The 22,659-nt window shown below is 37.0% G+C and carries 15 protein-coding genes; 7 read left to right on the top strand and 8 right to left on the bottom strand.

What is annotated here, in order from left to right; genetic code table 11:
- Nucleotides 1–11 precede the first annotated feature (11 nt).
- The 6 genes from HMPREF9456_RS10930 to HMPREF9456_RS10955 form a co-directional block, all read right to left on the bottom strand.
- Nucleotides 12–467 (bottom strand): DUF5004 domain-containing protein, encoded by a 456-nt coding sequence (locus HMPREF9456_RS10930; RefSeq protein ID WP_006843590.1) that lies wholly within the window; start codon nt 465–467, stop codon nt 12–14.
- 43 nt (nt 468–510) lie between these two features.
- Nucleotides 511–2,331 (bottom strand): RagB/SusD family nutrient uptake outer membrane protein, encoded by a 1,821-nt coding sequence (locus tag HMPREF9456_RS10935; protein WP_006843591.1) that lies wholly within the window; start codon nt 2,329–2,331, stop codon nt 511–513.
- A gap of 38 nt (nt 2,332–2,369) precedes the next feature.
- A complete protein-coding gene (locus tag HMPREF9456_RS10940; protein WP_006843592.1) occupies nt 2,370–4,676 on the bottom strand; it encodes a GH92 family glycosyl hydrolase in 2,307 nt (768 codons plus the stop codon).
- Between the two features lie 50 nt (nt 4,677–4,726).
- Nucleotides 4,727–7,267, bottom strand: a complete 2,541-nt coding sequence (locus HMPREF9456_RS10945) for a glycoside hydrolase family 38 N-terminal domain-containing protein (RefSeq protein WP_006843593.1) — start codon at nt 7,265–7,267, stop codon at nt 4,727–4,729.
- A 15-nt stretch (nt 7,268–7,282) separates the two neighbouring features.
- The gene (locus HMPREF9456_RS10950) at nt 7,283–8,662 is read right to left on the bottom strand and encodes an SGNH/GDSL hydrolase family protein (protein WP_026177104.1); all 1,380 of its coding nucleotides are present in this window, start codon (nt 8,660–8,662) and stop codon (nt 7,283–7,285) included.
- A gap of 257 nt (nt 8,663–8,919) precedes the next feature.
- Nucleotides 8,920–10,518 carry a DUF6377 domain-containing protein gene (locus HMPREF9456_RS10955; RefSeq protein ID WP_006843595.1) on the bottom strand — a complete coding sequence of 533 codons (1,599 nt, stop codon included), beginning with the start codon at nt 10,516–10,518 and terminating at the stop codon, nt 8,920–8,922.
- A 304-nt stretch (nt 10,519–10,822) separates the two neighbouring features.
- Here HMPREF9456_RS10955 and HMPREF9456_RS10960 point away from each other — a divergent pair, with 304 nt between their 5' ends.
- From HMPREF9456_RS10960 to HMPREF9456_RS10990, 7 genes are all read left to right on the top strand, one after another.
- Nucleotides 10,823–12,130: a TolC family protein gene (locus tag HMPREF9456_RS10960; RefSeq protein ID WP_006843596.1), complete on the top strand. Its 1,308-nt coding sequence runs from the start codon at nt 10,823–10,825 to the stop codon at nt 12,128–12,130.
- Nucleotides 12,131–12,152: 22 nt separating this feature from the next.
- Nucleotides 12,153–13,235 (top strand): efflux RND transporter periplasmic adaptor subunit, encoded by a 1,083-nt coding sequence (locus HMPREF9456_RS10965; protein ID WP_006843597.1) that lies wholly within the window; start codon nt 12,153–12,155, stop codon nt 13,233–13,235.
- 4 nt (nt 13,236–13,239) lie between these two features.
- A complete protein-coding gene (locus HMPREF9456_RS10970; RefSeq protein ID WP_006843598.1) occupies nt 13,240–16,446 on the top strand; it encodes an efflux RND transporter permease subunit in 3,207 nt (1,068 codons plus the stop codon).
- Nucleotides 16,447–16,448: 2 nt separating this feature from the next.
- Nucleotides 16,449–16,760, top strand: a complete 312-nt coding sequence (locus tag HMPREF9456_RS10975; protein ID WP_006843599.1) for a hypothetical protein — start codon at nt 16,449–16,451, stop codon at nt 16,758–16,760.
- A 2-nt stretch (nt 16,761–16,762) separates the two neighbouring features.
- Nucleotides 16,763–16,951 carry a YgaP family membrane protein gene (locus HMPREF9456_RS10980; RefSeq protein ID WP_006843600.1) on the top strand — a complete coding sequence of 63 codons (189 nt, stop codon included), beginning with the start codon at nt 16,763–16,765 and terminating at the stop codon, nt 16,949–16,951.
- A gap of 67 nt (nt 16,952–17,018) precedes the next feature.
- Nucleotides 17,019–17,933, top strand: coding sequence for a phospholipase A (locus HMPREF9456_RS10985; RefSeq protein ID WP_018074999.1), 915 nt, complete (start codon nt 17,019–17,021; stop codon nt 17,931–17,933).
- A gap of 16 nt (nt 17,934–17,949) precedes the next feature.
- A complete protein-coding gene (locus HMPREF9456_RS10990; protein ID WP_006843602.1) occupies nt 17,950–18,567 on the top strand; it encodes a class I SAM-dependent methyltransferase in 618 nt (205 codons plus the stop codon).
- Nucleotides 18,568–18,641: 74 nt separating this feature from the next.
- On the opposite strand, the gene HMPREF9456_RS10995 is transcribed toward HMPREF9456_RS10990, so the two are convergent.
- Nucleotides 18,642–20,435: a glycoside hydrolase family 15 protein gene (locus HMPREF9456_RS10995; RefSeq protein ID WP_006843603.1), complete on the bottom strand. Its 1,794-nt coding sequence runs from the start codon at nt 20,433–20,435 to the stop codon at nt 18,642–18,644.
- A gap of 11 nt (nt 20,436–20,446) precedes the next feature.
- Nucleotides 20,447–22,612, bottom strand: a complete 2,166-nt coding sequence (locus HMPREF9456_RS11000) for a bifunctional alpha,alpha-trehalose-phosphate synthase (UDP-forming)/trehalose-phosphatase (protein WP_006843604.1) — start codon at nt 22,610–22,612, stop codon at nt 20,447–20,449.
- Between the last annotated feature and the right edge of the window lie 47 nt (nt 22,613–22,659).

A 22,659-nucleotide genomic window follows, 5' to 3' on the forward strand; every position in this document is an offset into this window, starting at 1 on the left:
GGCTTTCAATTTTAATTATTAGGCACTTTTTTAAGAACATAAGAATAAATATTACTGTAGCAGCCCGGCGAAAAAGAAAGAGTTATCTGTCGTTCTCCACCTACAGTCTGGTATTCGAATGCAGACGTATTCGATTCTGTTGAAGCTTCTTCCTTGAATATTAATTTTGTAGGATATTGAGGATCATTTACATCCCAAGTACCTCCTTGGCGCACTAAGAAAGGAAGGTAATTATCTATGGTATAGGTATTGTCATCCTTTAGGTTGATTCTAAAGCTACTGAAATCCATAATTTTGGTTATGTCCAAGCCATTTCTTGTTGCCTTGGTTATGTACCAAGTGCCTGCAATTTCTTTAACTGGTTCATCCCCTGTATAATCGGTAGAGTCTTTGAACTTATCGCAGGAAATGAATAGTTGTACCATAATAAAAAGTATAAAATACTTTTTTATAGCTAGTTTTTTCATGATAAATCTTTGTTTACGGAATTAGAATAAAGTGTATTCTTTACTAATAATTAGGATTCTGTATCAAGTTCGGAGATTTGGATGTTTCCGAATATGGTATCGGCCAGAAATACATTGCTTTTCTGAAAGAGCGTTGCCTTACATCAAAACGTTTATAGGTCTTACCTCCTCCTGCTTTCAATTGTACCTCCATACCCGTCATCATCTGATTGTCTGTTTGTTCTGCAATTTTCCAACGTCGCACATCAAAGAACCGCATCCCCTCGATTGCAAACTCTATACGTCTCTCATTCCTAAGAGCTTCACGCATCTCTAAGCGAGTCATATTTGGTTTTAGTCCATACATTCCATCTTCACCGGCATCAATTCCTCCTCTGGCTCTGATATCCTTCAGAATTGTGTATGTTTCTTCGCCTGCAGGAACTAGATCAGATTCGCCACTGTTTGCCATCTTATATTCGTTCATGGCTTCGGCATAATCCATATATATTTCGGCAAATCGCATCAAAGGTGTTTCTTCGGGACCTCCATGAACAGAGTTTGCTGCCAGATGTCTATTAACCATTTTATTGATATAATATCCGGTAGGTGTTCCCTGATGTACAGCATCTTTACCCGAAGACGAGCCATCTACATTAAGATAGGTATTTACCGGAGCATAAGCATCGTTTCCAATCATGAGAACTGTTTGGTCATGAACTACCGTATTGTAAAAACGTGGGTCACGTCCCTTATAAGGATCATTCGGGTCGTAACCAGATGTAGGGTCGGTAATTGGTTTTCCATTCTTCATAGGAAATGCATCAACCAAATTTTGATATATAAATCCGCTATTTGCCGCACCTCTTGATGGTGGTTGAAACCAAGTTTCTCTTGCTACACGTCCTAAGCTACGATCTTCGAAGATAGATTCGACGAGAGATCCCGGTCTATATGCGGCGTCAGAGGACATAAATAGAGCATAAAATCCGTGTCCGGGATCGACCGCATTATTGTTTTTGGGATCTGTATTCAGTACATACAATTGATATCTCCCTAGTGCCAAAAAGCTATAAGCAGCATCCATTGCTTCCTTCCAACGCTCCTTATCATATTCGGGATAACCAACAAGCTCTGCCGGGACATTGGTTCCGGCAACAAGGTCACTGTTTCCATTGAATAAAGGGCTGGCTGCATACATCTTCATACGTGCAATCAAAGCCTTACAAGCACCTCCCCCTGCACGTCCATAATATGTACCTGAAGGTTTCACATTCAGATCTTTTTCTGCCGTTTTACACTCTTCAACGATATACTTCAGACAGGCATCGTATGTATCTCGTATGTCTTTAGGCTTGTCGCCTTCTGCATAAATTGTATCACCGATCAGAGGTACTCCTCCATAGTGCCTCATCAGAATATGATAATACCATGCACGCAAGAAACGAGCCTCTGCCTTAAGACGCAACTTTCTGCTATTTTGCAAAGGAGCTTGCTCTAGCCCTTTGAAGAATAAGTTTACCCTTCTGATGTTCTGATAAGGTATACGCCAAGCATCATCAGTTATAACCACAGGATTGACAGTCCCCATGGCAAACTGCAAATCGGCCGTTACCTCGGACGAGGTTCTGAACTCAGCTTCGTCAGATGCTGTTTGAAGCCCTCCTAAAGTAGAATTGTTTTTACTGAAACGGTTGCCTCTGGTATCGAATCCTATATCACGATAGATTTCGTTCAGAAAGCCTTCGGTCAGTGCACTGTCAGAGAAAACCTTATTGTAATCAAGGTCTGTGGTCACAGTTTCGTCGAGGAAACTGGTGTCGCTACAAGAAAAATTTCCATACAGTATCATTATTATAAATAATGAATAGAAAATGTTTTTCATATACATAAGATATTAAATTAAGTAGGTTTATAATTTATCTACATGCCCCATTTCTCATTGGGTTTATCACCCATATAAAGTTCCAATAATCCACCATTCACAATGTCTTTAAAGTCGATATAACATTTATTATAATTTGTTCCATTCAGCAAAGCTTTCTGTATATATACATTCTTAGGAGAGTTATTATGAGTTACGATTGTAAACTTATCTCCTTTGAAGTATTCCTGATCGAGCTTAATCTCTATTTTATAAAATATTGGACTGCTGATTTCGAAGCGGGTATCTCCCGGACATACCGGGTGTATACCTGACGCTGCAAGCACATACCAAGCAGACATTTGACCGACATCTTCGTTTCCTACAATGCCCTCTACTTTGTTTGCATAGGCATTGCTGCAAATATGACGCACCCACTTTTGAGTAAGCCATGGTGCTCCTAAACGGTTGAAAAGAAAAGGAACATGATGTACAGGCTCATTGGCATGATTGTAATAATCATTCCACAAGAGATTATCAGGTGTCTTTTCAAAAAAGCTAGTAAGATCTGCCACTACTTTATCACATCCACCCATTAGTTCTACCATTCCCGGCACGTCATGCGGAACAAACCATCCCTGCTGATATGAATTAGATTCCACACATCCATACCATTCTTTGGTACGGGCATTTTCGGGCCATTTTTCCCATGATCCATCTTCAAGTCTAGGGCGAAACCAACCTTTGTCCTTATCAAAAATATTCCTATAGGCTTGTCCTTTTTGATAAAATATCTTTTCATCCTCAGTTTTTCCTAACTCTTTTGCCAAACGAGAGATACACCAATCTGTGTATGCATATTCCAATGTTTGAGAAATACCTAAAGGAGGCCCTGTATAACCTAATTTATCGTTACCAAATTTTTGTGAGGTATTGATCGCATATTTGTATGCTTTGTCGATATTATAATTGCGAATTCCCTTCATGTAAGCATCGGTTAAAACAGACAACGCCGGATTACCGATCATGCAACCTGAATATGCATTCATTATTTCCCAACGTTCGTAATACTCTCGTCCGCTCTCGTCGGCCAGTGTTATTAATGAATTTAGCTGATCATTAACCAGTGCGGGGTTAATAATTGTTTGAAGTGGAAACTGGCTGCGGAATACGTCCCAACCGCTGAAGATTGTGCGTTTTTTGAAGGCTGATGCTTGATGAATCTTTTTATCTCCACCTATATACCGCCCATCTACATCTGTAAAGATGCGTGGATCTATCATTGTATGATAAAGCGATGTATAGAATATTGTTTTTTCGTCTTTAGTCCCTCCTTCTATCTTTATACGGCTCAGTTCATTATTCCATAGTTTTTTTGCTTCAGCACGAATATTATCGAAGTTTTTATTTCCTATGTCCGCTTTGAGATTTTTTTCTGCACCATCTATGTCTACAAAGGAAATTCCTACCTTTAATGTAACTTCTTCTCCTTTATGAGTTTCAAATTCGGTAAAAAAACCAAGGTGTTTTCCCTCTATTTCTTTCTTATCTCTGATAATCGGAGCTTCAGAGACTCTTTGCAGATAGGGAATACTGATAACCTCTTCTCTTTTTCTCTTCCAGTTATCAGGAATATCTGCACTCCAAAATCCATAATTATTTAGTGGTTTACTAAATTGAGCATGAAAGTATACAGTATAGTCAGCATTGCCTTCTCCATTGCCCCAACCTCCACCATCGGGAGTACATCTCATCCATCCTTGGATAGTGCTATCGTTCAGAACTTTTACATATTGGTATACAGACGTTCCTCCTATTCTGCGAGCCAAATCAATTTGTATCCTAGATTGCTTATTTTCGGGAAATGTAAACCTTAACATTCCGCTATGAGGAGCTGCTGTAGCTTCCACTTTTATATTATAATCGGTAAGCTGTGCCGAATAATATCCCGCCTCAGCAGTTTCTGTACCTTTATTATAAGAAGAACGATATCCTCTGATGCTTCCATCTTCCTTACCAGCTATCGTCTTTAATGTACCGGTAGTAGGCATTACCAGAAAGTTACCTAAATCGCCGTACCATCCCACACCACTCATTTGAGTAAAAGCAAACCCTTCGATGGTTTTGTGCTCGTAGCTGTAACCGGGACTGTTGTCTCCTCCGGTAATAGTATTCGGACTGACCTGCACCATACCATAAGGAGTAGTTGCTCCCGGAAAGGTTTTTCCTAAGCCATGATACACTCCGGCAGCACCGACACTGGTACTTGCGCCGATAAAAGGATTAACATAATCGGAAGGGGCTAAATCTTCTAAGGGTTTAACATCTGAAGCACAGCTTGCGATTATCAGGCACAAACCGGCCATAGAAGTTATTATAGATCTATACATAATAAGTGGTTATATTCTTTAATTATTTAGTTATCTTTTTTTAGTAATAATGTTTTCAGACCGAAACGAGGCATAGATATAGATACTTTGTTTTTATCTATCACCTTTTTTGAAATAGTATTTCCGTTTAAATCAACTTCTTTTATTTCAGCAACCGGAAAACCGAATGCAATTCTTCTTATCGATCCGTCCCCTTCTGCATTGAAAAAACGGATTAGAATATTGTCATCCTTGACTTTAAAAGCACTTATTTCATAGCCGGACTTGTCTATATTTATAAATGATTTATCAGCCAACGGTATATTTTTATGATAAGATATGATTAGAGGTTCATTCCATTTATTACTTTCTATCGCTATATTCGCTTGATCCCATTGTCGGCTGTGTGGAACTATTGCATACCTCATCGTCAAGGGATGAGTAATTTTATAATCGGGCCCCCATAATCCAATACCCGAATATTGAGCCGTGAGTGCTAATGGAAAATCTTTTCCATGTGAATAGGAAGTAGTATGGTCGGAAAATATAGCAAATCCATATTTCTGATCTTTTTGTACAAGGTCTACCCAATTCAGTATAATGTTATGTTTGATTCCGTCCCATGTATTGAAAAAAGTATTTTCGAGTTTACTTTCACATACATCGAATGGTGCATTTTTATATAGAGTGGACGATGAAAGAGCTATAGGAAACAGTACATTCAACTTAAATCTGTCGTCTGTAAAAGCTCGTCTGTTGTCTCGCCAATTTGGTCCCTGCTTGTACTCTCCTATCCCAACATTATTTTTCCAATTTACCGTCAGATCAAAGTCTATACGCTTTTGCCCGTTGGTTAAAGTTATAATCTGAACAAAAGGGTGTGAAGCTATTTCGCCTTCTATTTTGACGCTTGTGCGAAGAAAATTATCTTCTAATACTGTTATTTTTGCCTGAGCATCGGTTGTCGAATAAAATTTATTTTCATCATAGAAATGTCCTCTGAGTTCCCCAAAATTGAATTCGTTATCTTTATCTACATATTCTTTACTATCTTCCATTTTTGCTATAAGACTTTTGATTGTACCTCCTTTGGAAGGATTTAGAGTTATCCTATACGTATTGTTTTCGAGGATATAATTTCCATCGGTATCAACGTGTACAGAAGTTTTCTTATTGAACACAACCTGTTTATGCGAAACAAGAAATGTAGCATAACCGAAAGCCAGAACATCTGCCTGAAAGGATATGTAAGAGGAATCTCCTGTCTGTTGAGAATAAGAAGGTAATAGTTCATTTTTTGAATTATATACAACAACCTCTCCATCTTTAGTTGAAGGAATTAGCGCTTTGACAACCTCAGTACGTTTTACTCCTAAAGTATTATATACTCTGATATATGTCTTATTTTCAGCATCCCGACTCGTATTCGTATTGTAAGAACCAATAGCTTCGTCAATCACCTTATCGGATATTTTATTCGTATTATTTGTCCACAACGTGATTTCCTGAGCCCATGTACGATCTTTTTTCAGACGGTTGTAAGGCACTATCCACGAATCATGATGCTGCGCCATCATGAGTGTACGCCAAGCTTCATCGATTCTCTCCTGAGCAGGATTATATTTATTATCAAGATTTGCCATAGCTGCCATCTTTTCAGCTATAATTATTTTATTCTCCGAAACACGGACTTCTTGAGCAATTTTCTGTAGCACCTGACTACCCCACATAAGATTTACATGTATATCTTCTTGTGAGAAGTAATAATTATCATTCGTTTTTTTGTTCGAAATATTCTCGAAATAATTTCTCCAAGTAGTATATATAGATTTATTTTTGACATTTGTTCCAGAACCTAACCACGGACCGTTTTTCCATCCGGCATCCTGATAGCACATTCCAACCGGATTTTCTATACCTTGATTGAAAGAAGCCTTGAGATATGCTTCGGAATTATTCCATGCTTTGGTCTGCCATGTCGAATTATCTTCAAGTTCTTCACTGGCATAACGAGGCACTGTGAGTATAGCAGTTCCATCAGTTCCGATCCAGTTCACCAACTGCCCTCCATAAGGTGCAGTATATCCGCCCCAACACGTATTGGGGCATTTCAACACTGCATATTTGAATCCAAACAATCTTAGTATCTGAGGGAGGCTACTTGTAAAACAGGGTTCCTCAACCGAATAGGTGGTGAAAGTAACATCGGGAAAATGTTGGTGTATCTTTTTTATGCCATATTCAAACTGGCGTATAATACTTTCTCCTGATATATTGTAACAATAAGGTTGCGCATAAGCCGGATTTGTAAATTCGACTCTTTTATCTGTCGCAATATTTTTAAAGTTATTATAGGCTACGGGTTCTTTTACTTTTACAGTATCCCATGTCTCAGGCTCTATTTCGAGTCCGAGCTGCCACTCGGGATGCTCGGTAAGCTTATCGACCATAAATTGAGTAACCCACATAGGATAATGCCCATAAACTCCACCATGATAGCCGTCTACAAAATATGCTTTCTGCTGGGAAAAAAGATTACCATAAAAGAAAAGAACTGAAAGTAGAGTAACAACGCCTGTTTTCAACATAATCACACAATCTGCTTATTTAACTTTCACTAGGGTTATTGTTCTCTTAACAGGTGTATTTATATTATAAATAGTAGATAGAAGCAAGCCCATCTCATCCTGCCAAGCCTTTCTTACTTCAGGATATCTTGCTTTGCTATACAAGTCACGTCTAATATTTAGCCAGACATTTGAGCTTTTATTTTCATCCAGAATTTTAACAGCTTCCTCTGTATTAGGATCAGTTATACCTTTTGGCAAGAAGAAATTGAATTGTACCCACGCATATTCACGGAAGCGTTTTTCGATCTCCCATCGTTCTTCATTCAAAAACATAACCTTTAACGCTTGCTTATACTGTGGTGTATTAAGAGTTGCCAGATTAATCCCTTTGGCAAAATCGGCAGAAGACCAAGTTCCTATATTTTCTCCGTCTATCTGAAGACAGTAGTTGCCCTTCAGCCCTTTCACTGTCAACATCTCTTTATTCATCTCATCGATAAAAGGCACTGTTTTTACAGCTTCAGCCTGACTCTTTTTCTGTTCCCATCCCCGAGCAATTGTGTCCATCGGATATGGTAAAGCTTTTGCTAGGTAGTTGAAACTTATACCTATGGAAGTCTTTTTAATATCTGTTATTTCACAATTTGAAGAAGAAATTATAGAAGTATTGAAAGCATCTACACTTATTTCAGCCACTTCCTTACCTGCAAATCCCTGAGCTTTCAATATCAGATAAGCCATAACCATATGTCCATCATTATCTGGATGAATCCGGTCTTTGCCACAAAGAGTGAATGTTGGATCTTTTTGCTGAAACTGACTATTAAGAGCGGTCATCGGCTGATTAAGATCAAAAAACTGCCAGCCATTAGCCTTTGCCGATTCTCTTTGAAAATCAACAATTCGAAGCATTGCTTTATTTTTATTCCTAAAAGGTGTATTTCCCTCTATTTTTGCAGTTTCGTCGTAAGGGGAGCTACCCATCAATACAACTTTAGTATTAACAAGATTCTTGTATCTCGCCTCCATCTGTTTATAAGCCTCATAAGAAGCTTTTACTTTCTCATCTGCAAATTTTTCAGGTTGGTCACCATTATATTCAAGGTATCCCGAATCATTCATTCCAAAGGTTGTAAACAGAACCGTTGGTCTTTTACTGAATACGTCTCCGTCGAGCCTCCGAACCATGTCTATAGCCTGATCCCCTCCTATTCCGGCATTCATAACAGTTAATCTCATTTCAGGAAAGCGTGTCATATAATAAAGCCATATATATGAATGGTAATGACCACCATCAGTAATACTATTACCAAGAAAAACAACCCGGTCGCCATTCTTGAAAGGAGTTATTTCCTGAGCTATCATAACGGATGCACTCAAAAAGAGCAGATAAAATAGAATTAGATTTTTCATTTTCATAGATTAGATTAGAAATAGATTGAACTTTTCATGACAGCTTATTATGCCATATATAGAATAAAGGTTTTTCATAGCTATGAAATACCTCAAAAACTATATATGCAAATATATGAGCAGATAGACCCTATCTGTTTATGTAAGTAAACTTTTAAGTAGGTTTTTGGGGCAGTATAAAAAGGTGTATATACTGTTTATGAGACAGATATAAACAAAAAAGAGATAGCGTTTTGGTAAGTATTTTGGAGGGCTTTTTATGATAAATTTCCTATTTTTTTCACCTCATCTTCAAAATTTTCACTCGTGATGGCTTTACCTCTTATTACTTTACTCTTATAATTGTAGATAGTTTGAATAGAGTAACGGAGGAATGCAGCTATCTGATCCATATCATTTATCCCAAGACGGATAAGGGCAAAAATACGTAATTCAGTATTTAGCTGGTTTTTTCCCAATCTGTAACGTTCGTCTTCTTTCAACAGATTATTAAATTCTTCTACAAAATTGGGATATATCTTAAAAAATGCTCTATCGAAGGTTGTATATAAATCTTCCACATCTTTCTCTAAATCGCGCGAAGATGAAGTCTGCTTGAGTAATTCATCCACCTGTCCGGCTTTTATTTTTCTATTTACATTTTTTCTGAAATCATCCAGTTTATCAATGTAAATAGCACATTGATTCATAAAAATACCGATATATCTCTCTTTTATCAAACTAACCTCGTCTAGTTTCTGATTTACACTCGCTAATTGTTCATTCGCTGCTTTCAGATTTTTCTTTGCTCTTGATACAATCTTAATTTGTCGATAAATAAAGTATAAAACAATACCTAATACAACAACAAAGCAACTTGTGAGAATAGAATAAATTCTGAGATTTTGTTTTTGCTGCTCAATACGATATAAATAAGTATCTTCAATGATAGGATACACACGCGCTATAATTGTATTTCTAAAACGAGAATTAAAAAAATTTGCATCATCCAAAGCAATCCTTATATAATTATATGCCCTATTCATATCTCCTTTGTCATACAAATAAATAGCCAAAGCAAGGAGAGCCTCATTCTCCTTGACTGCTAATTGGGTATCGGTTATAGCTGCCAGAATCATATATTTTTCTTCCATTAAGCTATTTCCCATATATTTATATATCTTGGCTAAGCTCATAGCATCCATAGCATACCCATGTGTTGAAGGTTCTTGTTTGTTAAATATTTTTAGAAGAATCTCACAGGTTTTTTTATATTGCCCTTCATCTTGAAGTTTGAATGCCATTTCCTTACTATACATATCCGAGCCTTCGCTTAGCAGAGAAGTAAGTCTCTCGCGATAATTTTCCTTTTCTTTCAGATAAAGGCTCTCATATTGTGAATCATCTGTGTATTTAATTAAATTTTCGTAATACCTGATATATGTCCAACAATACGACAATTTAAGATATCTAGGTAATTCATCATATTCAATTGCCTTAAGTGTTTCCAAAGCTTGAGTAAATAGTCCTGAGATACATAAAATGAATGATAAATCGAGCTTATTCTGATTTAGATAGTCTTTGTTACCTAATTTTTCGGCTATTATTATATTTTTATGTATATACTTTATAGCAGAATCGCACTGGAAGGATCTGTATTCTGATATAATACTTTCATTAATATTATACTCATCGCCCAGAGTTTTCCGGCTATCCAGTTGCGATATTAATCTTTTGATTTTAGATTCCTTTTCGGCTATATATATCGAACGGTTCTGTGTTGTTTTGTCCAGCACTTTCAACAAAGAATCTATTTCATTTTCAGAAAATGCATTCAAAGACAGAACAAAACAAAGCAAAAAAATTAAAGCTCTCATAAAAGCATATAGAGTGGTAAAAATCTTCTACACAAAACTAATAAGATTTTTTCATAATTTCTACTAGTTAGAAAAATAGATATAAGACAAAATTTTACTCGTTAACATATACAAACCAATAATGCACAAAAAATATAAAATCTTCTGATTTATATATTGCTTTAAAAATTTGAACATTCATAAACAAATATTTTCCATTGGAAATTTGTTTCTTTGGAAAATTATATTTTACTTTGCAATATATTTCTATAAGACATTATTTCCAATAGATATTTTGTTGATGTAAATTATATTAAAATATAAAATGAAAAAGGCAAGTATTATTATCAGTGCTATTCTGGTTAGTTTTCTAACGCAAGCGCAGAATCTCCAGCATATTTCGGTAAAAGATGCAGTAGAGATTGCAGTGAAAAATAACAACAATGTAAAGATCTCTGAGTTGGATGAAAAAGTAGCGAATGCAAATTTTCATCAAACGGATGCTGTTTTTCTTCCACAAGTGACGGTTGGCTATACGGCTTTAAGTACAAATAACCCACTAAATGCTTTCGGATTTCTATTGCAACAAGAATCCGTTACTGCAATGGATTTCGATCCGTCAAAACTGAATAATCCCGGAGCAAGACAAAATTACAGTGCTCAGGTAGAAGCTAAGCTACCATTGTTGAATATGGATATGGTCTATGCTCGCAAAGGAGCTAAGGCACAAGAGGAAGTTTACAAATACAAAACGGAACGAGCCAAAGAATACATCGAATTTGAAGTGCGAAAAGCATATACTCAATTACAAATGTCGTATCAGGCTCGAAACATCCTTCAAAAATCGTTAGCGGATGTGAAACAAATACATCAATCAGTCTCCAATTTTTATAATCAAGGATTAGTTCAAAAATCGGATGTATTGAATGCTCAGGTACAAGTCAATACAATTGAAACTGCATTGGCAAAAGCCGAAAGTAATATACAGAATGCCTCAGACGGACTGCGTCTTCTGATGGGATTGGAAACAAGCAGCGATGTATATACAACAGATTCATTGTCGCAAGAGATAAGCCTGTTTCAAGATAGAGAGCTTTCGTCTTATCGTTCCGATATCATGGCGCTAAACAAAGCTGTAGATGCGACAAATATGATAGTAAAATCTTCAAAAATGGCATTCCTGCCACGTATCAATGCTTTTGGTTCATATAGCCTAAATGATTCGAAGGCTTTCAAATTTGGGAATGATTCTTACCTCGTTGGTATAAATCTAAGCTGGACAATATTTTCAGGAAATCAAAATCGGAGTAAGATGAAATCGGCACAATTCCAACGAGATAAAATACAAGAAGAGCTCAACCTCCACATTAAGAAAGAAGAACTAGAGCTAAATAAAACCAAACGAGATCTGAACGATTCCCAAATAGAGATCAACAAACAAAGAGCCAGCGTGGAACAAGCAGATGAAGCATTACGTATTCTCTCCAATCGTCACCGTGAAGGTTTAGCGAGCACCACAGATCTATTGATGGCACAAGCTCAATTCTTTCAGCAAAAACTGATGCTATCTCAATCTATCATGTCGTATAATATAACAGAAGCATATCTCAATTTTTTATCAAAAACTAAGTAACAAATAAAACCTATAAATAGATATGAAAACTTTAAGAAATACATTTTTAGGAATAGTGGGAATATCAATTCTTTACTCCTGCTCTTCTTCCGATAAATTAGAGGATAAAGATAAGACTATAGTTAAAGTAGAAGCTTACTCTCCAGCTCAATCTACAAACGAAGGATTTTACCTTAGCGGTGAAGTCACAGCCAAGCAAACCGCAAACATGAGCACCCGAATGATGGGCTATGTAACGAAGATATATGTAAAACCAGGTGATAAAGTAGCATCAGGACAACTCCTCGTATCTATTAGCAGCGATGATATTCTGGCAAAAAGGGCTCAGGTACAAGCTATGATTACCGAAGCTGAAGCAGCAGCAAAAAATGCCCAACGTGATTATGAGCGTTTCAAAACACTGCGCAACCAAAACAGTGTATCAGATAAGGAACTCGAAAATGTGGCTTTGCAAAATACTTCAATGAATGCTAAAGTACAAATGGCTCGCCAACAGATGAACGAAGTAAATGCGATGCTTTCCTACACCAATATACGCGCTCCATTTTCGGGAGTTGTAACACAAAAAATGATAGACGAAGGGAGTATGGCAAATCCGGGAATGCCTATTTTGACAATTGAGCAGAATGGAGAATTGCAGGTTACAGCATCTATCCCCGAAAACTATATACAGTATGTAAAAGTAGGTGATGTAGCCAAAATGGAATTGAAATCATTAGGGATAACGATCGATGGAAAAGTATCCGAACTTAGTCCGTCGGCATTTCGCACAGGAGGACAATACTCTATGAAATTGGCTATTGATACAAAAGATAAAGAAAATATACGTCCGGGGATGTATGTAAATATATTGATACCGAATAAAACTGGTGAGAATATTACATCTAAAATCATGCTGGATAAGAACTCTATTGTATACCGTGATCAGCTTACGGGTGTATATGTGATAGACGCCCAAAGTCAAGCAAATCTTCGCTGGATACGTTTAGGCAAGACAATCGGCAATCAGGTAGAAGTACTTTCGGGCTTGAGCCAAAACGACAAAATTGTATCCAAAGCCGAAGGCAAATTATATAACGGAGTAAAAGTATCTGTAAATAAATAAAATTATGGAAAATGGAATTTCAGGAAAAATAGCCGGAGCGTTTATCAAGTCTAAATTGAGTATCCTACTCATGCTAGCTTTTATGCTCTTAGGTCTGTTCAGCATATATTTCATACCCCGCGAAGAAGAACCTCAGATAGAAGTTCCGATGGCGGACATCATGATTGGTTATCCCGGAGCAACACCTCAGGAAGTAGAATCGGGTGTAGTTCAACCTATCGAGAAAATCATATCAAATATCAAAGGTGTAGAGCATGTTTATTCTACTTCTATGAATGGTATGGGTATGCTCACCGTACAATTTTATGTGGGCGAAGATGTGGAACGTTCGTTAGTAAAACTTTACAATGAAATGATGAAGAATATGGATCGTATGCCACAAGGTGCTACTATGCCATTGGTAAAATCACGAGCCATAGATGATGTACCTGCATTAGCTTTCACTTTTTGGAGTGATAAAATGGGTGATTACCAAATACGTCAGGTAGCCGAAGTAGTTGGCAACGAGATAAAGAAAATACCTGATGTAGCACAAGTGAATATTGTAGGTGGACAAAGCCGACAGGTGAAGGTCATGCTCGGCAAAGACGAGATGGCTCAGAACAAGCTCGACTTTGGAGCAATAGCCCAATCACTGCAAGCGAATAATGCACAAATGCAAAGCGGAAATATCGTAACAGGTGATATGGTTTATTCTGTACAAACCGGCAATTTCTTTGCAAATGTGGATGAAGTGAAGAATCTGATTGTAGGAACAAATGACAATCAGCCGGTCTACCTATATCAAATAGCAGAAGTAGAAGACGGGCCGGAAGTACCCAAACAATATGTTTCGTTTGGATATGGAACTGCGTCAGGCGATAAAAAAGCCGGAATGCCCGACGACTATTCGGCTGTAACTATTTCTATTGCCAAGAAAAAAGGTGCTGATGCAATGAAGCTGGCAGAAGTAGTCATTGATAAAGTAGAGCACCTGAAAAAAGATGTTATCACAAAGGATTTAAATGTAGATGTTACCCGTAATTATGGAGAGACGGCTTCACACAAAGTATCCGAATTACTGTTCCACTTATCTATTGCTATTATAGTTGTAACCTTGTTTGTGATGATAGCTATGGGATGGCGTGGTGGTCTGGTAGTATTCCTTTCCGTGCCTGTAACTTTTGCCCTTACTCTGTTTGCTTATTACTTTTTGGGATATACGCTTAATCGCATCACACTGTTTGCATTAGTATTCGTGACGGGTATTGTTGTGGATGACTCCATTGTAATTGCGGAGAATATGCATCGCCACTTCAAGATGAAAAAACTACCTCCGTTACAAGCTGCGCTATATGCTATCAATGAAGTAGGGAATCCGACTATCTTGGCAACGCTGACTGTTATCGCTGCGGTACTTCCTATGGCATTCGTGTCGGGGATGATGGGACCATATATGAGTCCGATGCCTATAGGTGCATCCATAGCCATGATTTTCTCTTTACTGGTAGCTCTGACGTTGACTCCGTATTTCGGCTATTTATTCTTAAGACATAAAGATAAAAAAGGAGAAGGACTCGAAAGTGAAGAAAAAGAAACGGATTTGCATGAAACAAAAATATACAAATTATATGCTAAAATAGTAACACCGTTTTTGGAAAACAGAAAACGTCGCTGGACATTTATGATTGGCTTAACTGTCGTTTTACTGGGATCGTTTGTGTTGTTTTATACAAAATCTGTTCCGGTAAAAATGTTGCCTTTCGATAATAAGAATGAGTTTCAAGTGGTAATAGATATGCCGGAGGGAACGACTTTGGAACGTACTGCCGCCGTAACGAAAGAATTAGCTGTGCATATCAGCCGGAATGATAAGGTAACCAATTATCAAACGTATGTGGGAACTTCTGCTCCTATTAGCTTCAATGGATTGGTTCGCCACTATGACATGCGCATGGGTGACAATGTAGCTGATATACAAGTTAATCTTGTAGACAAAGGAGAACGTAGCGAACAAAGTCATGATATAGCCACATCGGTGCGTGCCGATTTGCAAGCTATCGGCAAAAAATACAATGCCAATGTGAAAATAGTGGAGGTACCGCCCGGTCCTCCTGTAATGTCTACAATTGCAGCCGAGATATATGGTCCAGACTATGATCAACAAATAGCTGTAGCCAAACAAGTGAAAGATCTGTTGGCGCAAACTAACAATGTGGTCGATGTTGATTGGTCGGTAGAAGATACTCAGACTGAATATAAGTTTGAGGTGAATAAAGACAAAGCGATGAAATTAGGAATTCCAAATGCTCAAGTTGTTCAGAATATGAGAACGGCTCTGTCGGGTATGCCTGTAGGTATATTGCATCAACCTTCATCAGTCAATCAAGTAGGCATTGTACTTCAACTGTCAGAAAAAGAGAAATCAAGCATAGAAGATGTATTAAGTATGAAAGTTGTGAATCAACAAGGTATGGCAATTCCCGTTAGCGATTTGGTGAAGGTCACTAAAGGAGAAAAAGAAAAGAGCATTCATCGCAAAGATCAAAAACGTGTAGTTTACATATTAACCGAAGTTGCAGGAAGTTTAGAAAGCCCTATATATCCTATTACGGAAGTGTCGGATAAGTTATCTCAGGTAAAACTCCCTGAAGGATACACTTTATCAGAAGAATATAGTAAGCAACCAAAATATGAAGACAACTTTTTCTTAAAGTGGGATGGAGAATGGCAAATAACATACGAGGTGTTCCGCGATTTAGGATTAGCATTCTTATTTGTATTAATTATTATCTATGTACTCATTGTCGCATGGTTCCAAAACTTTATTACACCGTTGGTACAGTTGGCTGCTATACCTCTATCATTGATTGGTATTATTTTCGGCCACTGGATTATGGGAGCTTACTTCAGTGCCCCGTCTATGATTGGATTCATTGCCTTAGCCGGAATTATGGTGCGAAACTCTGTACTACTTATCGACTTTATCGACATACGGCTCAAAGATGGTATTCCATTAAAACAAGCTGTTATTGAAGCCGGAGCTGTACGTACCACGCCTATCATACTGACTGCCGGAGGGGTAGTCTTGGGGGCAATCGTCATTCTATTCGATCCTATTTTTCAAGGTCTGGCAATTTCTTTGATGGGTGGAACAATAACCTCTACTGTACTGACACTGATTGTTGTGCCGTTGTTGTATTTCAAAATGTTGAAAAAGAAAGTAAAATGATTATGAAGCTATTAGTTGTATTAAGTATAAAGGAATATCAGGAACAAGTGGGAAGCCTGCTCCATGATGCCGGAGTAAAACGGTTTAGTGTAACCAATATCACCGGATATAAAAAGAAGGAAGAAAATTTGGGCTGGTTTGCAGCGAATGGTAGTAATGCAAAAACTAATTCGATAATGCTTTTCAGCTTTGTAACAAAAGAAATTGCAGACAAGGCTATTGTAGAAATTGATAATTGCAATATTGAGACAAAAAATCCTTTCCCTGTACATGCTTTTGTCCTTGATGTAGAGAATTTTTCTAAACTGATTTGATTATGAAACGTGAATATATTATACGGATAGTAGCGGGTACAATGGTTTTAACAGGCATTTCTCTGGCTTATTTTGTTTCTATCGGATGGCTGTTGTTACCTGCATTTGTTGGAGTGAATCTTATACAGTCTTCGTTTACTAAATTTTGTCCGTTGGAAATCCTGCTCGATAAACTGAATGCTAAACAGTAAATTGATTAATTAAACTTGAGAGAGCAAAACCGAAGACTGAAATCGTCTTTTGCTCTCTTTTTTAGATATGAAAACAATATTTAATATAATAATCGTATTGTTTATCTTCATTATACGCATACCCAGCGTCTACTCACAGGAGAATACCATCTTACAGGTGGATAGTCTTTCACTTCGGAATAACTATCTGAATGAGATGCAGTCAATAAATGTATTGAGACATAAACCGATTGAAGTTTCGGAAGACCTTGTAAGATCTGTACTCGACAAGCAGACACCTTTTGCGGTATATAAGGATAATTATATGGTAACCGGAATCCCTTTAAATAAATCGGTAACCCGCAAAACTACTGATGCATTCTTTCAGTTTAGCATTCGCCACAGAGTTACCAAAAGTGTACTTCCTTTCAACTCATTCTTATACATTACTTATTCTCAGAAATCATTTTGGGATATTTACGACGAATCAAGTCCTTTCCGCGATACAAATTATAATCCGGGAATAGGCTTTGGCAGGTATGTGATAAAAGACAATAAACTGAAAGGGGCAATGATGATTTCTTTGGAACATGAGTCGAATGGTAAAGCCGGAGAAGACTCACGGAGTTGGAATTATATAAATCTATCAGCCAAATACTTTTACAATATGCGATTATCGGCTAAAGCTCAAATATATCTGCCCTATGTAGATGGTGGTAATAATAAAGATTTATTGCGCGACAAAGGATATGGCATTTTTTCGGTCAATTATATAGATAAGGAAAATCTATGGTGGTTTAGCCTTAATATAATGCCTCGAGATAAGGTTATAAACCCTAATTTACATACATCTTTATCCTTTAGAGTATCCAAAAATTCAAATCAATACTTAACTTTGGATTATTATGCCGGATATGGAGAAGGGTTGCTAAATTACAAGAAATATACAAATCAGGTAAGAATAGGATTTACGATAAAACCCGATTTCTTCAGTGCATACTAATTAAAAAAGAATGACTATGAATAATAAATGGGACGAAAGTTATAATATTGAAAAATACCGCTACGGAGAAGCTCCGAATCTATTTTTCAAGCAAATCATCGATACGCTTCCAATAGGAAAAATTCTTCTTCCGGCTGATGGAGAGGGACGAAATGGTGTATATGCAGCGACAAGGGGTTGGAATGTAGATGCTTTCGACCAAAGCCAGCAAGCTAAAGAAAAAGCCTTGCGTTTGGCTCAAAAGAATAGTGTGAATATTTCATTCAAAGTGATTGATTTCGAAGACATCTCTGAAAATTATATTGTAGACTCTTATGATGTAATTGCTCTTACCTATGTTCACCTACCGGAACAGTTAAAAGCAAAATATCACAGATCATTATTGCCTTTTTTGAAAATTGGAGGGCATATTATTATCGAAGGATTCAGTAAAGAGCATGTAAAACACCAGCAACAAAATCCATTGGCGGGAGGTCCTCCACATGTGGAAATGATGTATTCGAAGGAAGAGATTTTATATATTTTTGAATCTTTAAAAATCGAATTCTTGGAAGAGGTAGAAGTAGAATTGGCAGAAGGGATAGGGCATAATGGAAAAGCCTCTGTAATACGATTTATCGGGGAAAAGATATAAATAAAAAGAGAGGCGACGGTAAATGATAACCGTTGCCTCTATTGTATTGCTTATAAAACGCTACTGGTTCAGTCTTAAGGTTTAATAAAATTGATATATTTTCGTTCTTCAGAGAACAGCAAAGCTGTATCTATCAACGCCAGATGAGAATAGGCTTGAGGAAAGTTACCCAGCATACGTTTGGTTTCGAAATCCAAATCTTCACTAAACAACCCCAGATGATTCGAATATTCCAATAACTGATCAAATATTTTCCGGGCTTCGCCTTTCTCACCAATCATAAACAATGCACGAGTTAGCCAAAAGGTACAGATAGTAAAAGCAGAAGATGGCAAACCAAAATCATCATCGACTTTATATCGATACATCAATCCATTATGATATAATTCTTCTTTTACACGTTTTACTGTCTTTATATAGCGATCGTCGTTTGCATCTATAAAACCATACTGTTCCATCAAAAGCAATGATGAGTCCATATGTGTATTATCATAGGCTTGAGTAAAACTCTGAATCTGATCGTTCCATCCATTCTGCATCACATCTTCCTTTATAGCCATCGCTTCTTTTTGCCATGCAGATACATAGTCGGTCTGATTTAAAAGTTTGGCTATATCTATTGCTCTGTCAAGAGCTACCCAACACATTACCTTCGAGAAGACAAAATGCTTTTCGATGTTACGGAACTCCCAGATACTCTGATCTGGATTTCGCCAAACCATATAGACTGTTCTGACGATCGATTTAACGACTTCCCACATTTCTTCCAATTCGCCCAATGTCCCAGGAAAACGGAAATAGTAGCTATGTATAACATCCATCAGATAGCCAAAAGTGTCATTTTGTTTTTGGAAATATGCGGCATTTCCAATTCTTACCGGTTGGGAATTTTCATATCCTGCCAAATGTGGCAGTATCTCTTCTTTTAATGTACGACTACCATCTATTCCATACATAATTTGTAAAGAATCTGATTTAGATTTTAATATATCCTTCACAAAAGACATAAACCGCTTCGCTGTCGAATGATGTCCAAGTTCTATCAGGGTTTCTATAGACATCGATGCATCACGAATCCAGCAAAATCGATAATCCCAGTTGCGGACTTCACCTATTGTTTCCGGAATACTGGTGGTAAGGGCGGCCATAATAGCTCCGGATGACTCATAACACATCAGTTTAAGCGCCAACAGACTGCGACAAATATAGTCGTTGTATTCTATGAATTTTCGAGAACGATTATTCCAATTCAACCAGTAAATCTTTGTACGCTGATATTCAAGATAGGCTCGGTTGATATCTATATTCGCTAGTTTTTGACTATACGACAATAGCATATACTGGTCTTGCTCCAGAATAATTTCTTCTTGATTTAATATGGTGTCAAAATCAATATTTGAATATAAATAGATATTATCATTCCCATCTACTAAAGAGAATGTTCTTATAAAGTAGGCAAACTTTTTGTGTATGACCGAATCTCTGGCATAATTCATTACAGGAGTATAATTTATCCTAAAACGTGGTTTACCATCAATGAGTCTTATATAACGATAGATTTCGGAAGGGATATAATACTCGTCTCCACGGGTCTTGTATCTCGGCATAAAATCGAGTACTTCAAATACACCCTCATCAGAAGCAAAGCGAGTACAAAGTATATTTGTTTCTTTAAAGTAATTTTGTGTAATACGATAGCTATCAGATACAATGAATGAAAAGCTCCCGCCTTTATCTTTATCTAATAATTTAGAAAACACAGATGGAGAATCGAATACCGGAAAACAAAGCCAATCGATACTTCCTTCTTTTGATATTAAAGCAGCAGTTTTACAATTTCCGACTACACCGTAATCTAGATTATCCATAAGCAATTAAATTATTTTATTAGTTTTTTCAAGAAATCAATGTTTAAAGTTTGTTTTGGAATATTATACCGCGCTGCATTTGATGGGTCTCCTACTTTTATCGTTATAGCCGTATCCGGCAATGCCATAAACATTTCTTCATCAGTTGTATCGTCTCCTATAGCCATCACAAAATCGTATTCGCTTTGACTGATTAGCCTTAAAGCTTCTGAGCCTTTATTAAATTCGCCTGACTTAATTTCTACAATTTTATTTCCTTTCATTATCTGCAAATTCTGTCTTGATGCTGGATTTATTAAGGCATTTATCAGCTGTGTTACACGTAGTTCGGCCAACCAGACATCAACATCCCGGTAATGAAAGACCAAGGCCGTTTCTTTTATTTCAAGTTTCGAACGAGGAGTCTTTTTTACTGTATGTTTGATTATGTCTATTATCTCTTGATCCCATTCAGTTTTCTGCCCTTTACTTTTCCATATACCATTCTCTTTGTAAAACATACCATGTTCGGCTGCCATATCTAAAGGTAAATGTCCTAACCAATCTTCAAGGGTCTGTTTATCTCTACCACTACTTATTATCATTCTATTATGGCTATCAGCACACATTTTTTTCAAAAGATCAATAACTTCAGTCGTTGGTGATGCTTTCATCGGATTGCGATGAAATGAGACTAATGTGCCATCGTAGTCTAAAATAATCAGACGTTTTTGAGCTTTTTGGTATGCATCTTTTATTTCATTGAAGTTTTTTCGTACGATTATTTTCTTTTGTAATTCTTTATTTTTCTTTTTTACTGAAAACAATTCTTCTATAAAATCTTTAGCCCATTGTCCAACATGTTGAGAAGAAATAATCTCTTGCATATTTGATATAGCTGCTTTTTGCTCCTCTTCCGGCATTTCCAATGCTATAAGAAGAGCATTCTCTAAATCCTTTATATTAGTTGGATTCACTATCAGCGCATCAGATAACTCAATAGATGCTCCGGCCATTTCACTTAAGATGAGTACACCTTTCCCTTCTCGTTTTGTTGCAATATACTCTTTTGCAACAAGGTTCATCCCATCCCTAAAAGGGTTAACTAAACATATATCCGATATATGATACAAAGCTGTTATCTCTTCGAAGACGAATGACCTATAAAAATAATTGATTGGTTGCCATCCTGCTGTAGCATATTTACCATTGATGGCTCCTACCTTCTGGTCTATATCTTCTTTCAGCTTTGCATAAATATCAACATTGTCTCTTGATGGTGCTACAATCATAATGAGACTAACCTTTCCTCTATATTGCGGTTGGTTTGCTAAGAAGTCTTCAAAACACCTTAAACGCATAAGAATACCTTTGCTATAATCCAGCCTATCTACAGATAATATAAGCTTGCTGTTGCCAAACTCACCACGTAGTTTCTCTGCTTGTTTCTTTATATGAGGATTTAATAAAGCATTGTGATACATATCATAATTTATTCCCATTGGAAAAGCATCCACATCTACGATTCTGCCATCTAAATGGATTTCATCGAGATTGCAATCTAATTTTAGTACCCTATAAACAGCACTAATAAAATGTCTCATATATCCATGCGTATGAAAGGCAACAAGGTCAGCGCCCAGCAGACCGTTTAAAATATCACTTCTTTCGGGTAAGCACCTAAATAATTCATAAGAAGGGAATGGTATATGATGAAAGTAACCAATACTTACTTCAGGCATTCTGTCTCTTATCATTCGGGGTAAAAGCATCAATTGATAGTCCTGGATCCAAACAATATCATCAGGTTCTATGATCTCCATCGCTTTTTCACAGAATAAAGCATTCACTTCCTTATATACAGTCCAGTAGCAATTATTGTACCTTACATTGCTGAAAAAGTAATGAGAAAGCGGCCAAATTACACTGTTGCTATATCCTTCATAATAATTTTCTATTTGTGAAGGAGTAAGATTTACCGAATGAAAGTTCAGATCAGCTAGTTGTTTGTCTATTTTCTGCTGCTCATGCACATCTTCAAGATACATTCCTGTCCAACCAACCCAATGCGTTTCCATATTTGTCTCTAATGAGTTCAGTCCGGTTGAAAGGCCTCCCGGGCTAGGAACGACCTTGTACTCATTTTCCTCTTCCACCACTTTTAGTGGTAATCTATTAGATATAATAATCAACTTCATAATACATATTTTATATCGGGCAGGGCAATCCGATTATTAAAAATAGA

Source organism: Dysgonomonas mossii DSM 22836, assembly GCF_000213575.1.
Lineage (GTDB): Bacteria > Bacteroidota > Bacteroidia > Bacteroidales > Dysgonomonadaceae > Dysgonomonas > Dysgonomonas mossii.